The following is a 3178-nucleotide window of genomic DNA, read 5'->3' as shown; positions in this document are numbered from 1 at the left end:
ATGGTATAATGATAAAGTTATATAGTCCCGATAAGATGGTAGGTATTTATCACTAAGAGTTTTCCTATCAGTACTTTGTAACTCTATAACAATATTTTTTAAGGGGGGACATTTTTATGTCAGAACGTAAATTATTCACGTCTGAATCTGTATCTGAGGGGCACCCTGATAAGATTGCAGACCAAATTTCAGATGCGATTTTGGATGCTATTTTAGCCAAGGATCCAGAGGCGCACGTTGCTGCGGAGACAGCTGTATATACTGGTTCTGTCCACGTTTTTGGTGAAATTTCTACAAATGCCTATGTGGATATTAACCGTGTGGTTCGTGATACCATTGCAGAGATTGGCTATACCAATACAGAGTATGGATTTTCTGCAGAGACGGTGGGAGTCCATCCGTCTCTTGTTGAGCAGTCACCGGATATCGCCCAAGGGGTTAATGAAGCCTTAGAAGTTCGTGGAAATGCAGACCAAGATCCGCTGGACTTAATTGGTGCTGGAGACCAAGGTCTCATGTTTGGATTTGCAGTGGATGAAACAGAAGAGCTCATGCCATTGCCAATTTCACTCAGCCACAAGTTAGTTCGTCGTTTAGCAGATCTTCGTAAATCTGGGGAAATCAGCTATCTTCGCCCAGATGCTAAATCACAAGTTACAGTTGAGTATGATGAAAATGACCGTCCAGTACGTGTGGACACAGTCGTTATTTCAACTCAGCACGATCCAGAAGTCAGCAACGAACAAATTCACAATGATGTCATTAATAAGGTTATCAAAGAGGTTATTCCATCCTCTTACTTAGATGAGCAAACAAAATTCTTCATCAATCCTACTGGTCGTTTTGTAATCGGTGGACCTCAAGGAGACTCAGGTTTGACTGGCCGTAAGATTATCGTAGATACTTATGGTGGCTATTCTCGTCACGGTGGCGGTGCCTTCTCTGGTAAGGATGCGACAAAGGTTGACCGTTCTGCTTCCTATGCAGCTCGTTATATTGCCAAGAATATTGTTGCAGCCGGTCTTGCTAAGAAAGCAGAAGTACAGTTGGCCTATGCTATCGGTGTTGCCCAGCCTGTTTCTGTCCGTATTGATACCTTTGGTACAGGAACAGTAGCTGAAAGCAAGCTTGAAAAAGCAACTCGTCAAATCTTTGACCTTCGCCCTGCAGGGATTATCCAAATGCTGAACCTTAAGCGTCCAATTTACCGTCAAACAGCGGCTTATGGACACATGGGACGTACAGATATTGACCTTCCATGGGAACGTTTGGACAAGGTAGATGCTTTGAAAGAAGCAGTAAAATAAAATCTTGAGAGGGGGACTCCCCCTCTTTTTTACTGATAAAACATTTCACATACAAATAATTGAACTTTGGTAAAAATAACCAGAATAAAAAAGAACTCACCCACTAAACTTCTGTTAATACTACACAATTGAAGAGCTATATAAGAAGCTATGAGATACAAAGCACTAAATAATAATTCACAATAATAACTCCAAAGATTTAGATCTGTTTTGTTTGCAGGTCTAAGTCTTTTTATCACTTTAAAAAACTCCTATAACATCTTTCCGAAAAACTATAATTTTCTTGAAAAATATATAAGTCTATGCTATACTACTAGTAGACTTATATATGGAGAAAATACATGAAGCGTGAAATTTTACTGGAACGAATCGATAAATTAAAACAAATCATGCCCTGGTATGTTCTGGAATACTACCAATCTAAGCTTGCTGTCCCCTATAGTTTCACAACCCTGTACGAATACCTCAAGGAATACGATCGATTTTTCAGCTGGGTTTTAGAGTCTGGGATTTCAAACTCTGATAAAATGTCTAATATTCCTTTATCTGTCTTGGAAAATATGTCAAAGAAAGATATGGAGGCTTTTATCCTTTATCTTCGAGAACGTCCTTTGCTGAATGCCAATACAACCAAGCAAGGTGTTTCTCAGACGACTATCAATCGGACCTTGTCAGCCCTTTCCAGTCTTTACAAGTATCTGACTGAGGAGGTTGAAAATGACCAGGGAGAACCTTATTTCTATCGAAATGTAATGAAGAAAGTTTCAACCAAGAAAAAGAAAGAGACACTTGCTGCCAGAGCTGAAAACATCAAACAAAAGCTCTTTCTAGGTGATGAAACAGAAGGGTTTCTGACTTATATAGACCAAGATTACCCACAACAGCTCTCAAATCGTGCTCTATCATCGTTTAATAAAAATAAAGAACGTGATTTGGCCATTATTGCCCTTCTCTTGGCATCGGGTGTTCGCTTATCTGAAGCTGTTAATCTGGATCTAAGAGATCTCAATCTCAAGATGATGATTATTGATGTCACCCGAAAAGGTGGCAAACGTGACTCGGTCAATGTCGCTGCCTTTGCTAAGCCTTATCTAGAGAATTATCTAGCCATTCGGAATCAACGCTATAAGACGGAAAAAACAGATACAGCCCTCTTTTTGACTCTCTACAGAGGTGTTCCTAATCGTATCGATACTTCTAGCGTTGAGAAAATGGTTGCTAAATACTCTGAAGACTTCAAAGTTCGTGTAACCCCCCACAAACTTCGCCATACCCTAGCAACTAGACTCTATGATGCTACTAAATCGCAAGTTTTGGTCAGTCACCAGCTAGGACATGCCAGCACACAAGTCACTGACCTCTATACCCATATCGTCAACGATGAACAAAAGAATGCTCTGGATAGTTTATAAATTACATAAAATAAATTATGTAATTTATAAAAAAGGGATTCAATAAACTATTAATCTTATTTGATCATATCAAATACAATTGCTAACAGAGTAAATAGCTTTAAAGAATATGAAATAAATTTTATGTGGCCACTAGCTTGCCTTTCTTTGTAATATCCTGGATATGCAAATCACTTATAATTGGTATTCATCTCAAAATAAGAGGATTCCACAAAAATAAATCAAATTAAGCACCTATAAAAGCATGCTGCCTGTGATGGCCAATATTTTATCAGAAAATAAAATTCCTTTAAAAATAATCACGGACATGGTTGATCATTCCGACTCTGAAGTCACTACTTCCATCTACACCCACGTCACAAAGAACATGAAAGATGAAGCAATCAATGTACTGGAAAAAGTTATGAAAAAGATTTTTTAAAAAGTTTTGCCCCTTTTTTGCCCCCTGAATACAAAAAT

The 3178-nt window shown here is 38.5% G+C and carries 2 protein-coding genes and 1 pseudogene; all 3 read left to right on the top strand.

Annotated features, from left to right (window positions below; translation table 11 throughout):
- Positions 1–116 precede the first annotated feature (116 nt).
- On the top strand, positions 117–1307 hold the full coding sequence (gene metK / locus QZ359_RS06825; protein WP_101776706.1) for a methionine adenosyltransferase: 1191 nt from the start codon (positions 117–119) through the stop codon (positions 1305–1307).
- 341 nt (positions 1308–1648) lie between these two features.
- The gene (gene xerS, locus QZ359_RS06820) at positions 1649–2719 is read left to right on the top strand and encodes a tyrosine recombinase XerS (protein ID WP_153193449.1); all 1071 of its coding nucleotides are present in this window, start codon (positions 1649–1651) and stop codon (positions 2717–2719) included.
- Between the two features lie 262 nt (positions 2720–2981).
- A pseudogene (locus tag QZ359_RS06815) lies at positions 2982–3140 on the top strand (integrase); the annotation flags it as partial.
- Positions 3141–3178: the final 38 nt, after the last annotated feature.

It is taken from the genome of Streptococcus sp. (genome assembly GCF_019414905.1).
Lineage (GTDB): Bacteria > Bacillota > Bacilli > Lactobacillales > Streptococcaceae > Streptococcus.
Note: the sequence above shows the minus strand (reverse complement) of the source record. Positions and strands in the feature narration are given on the sequence as shown.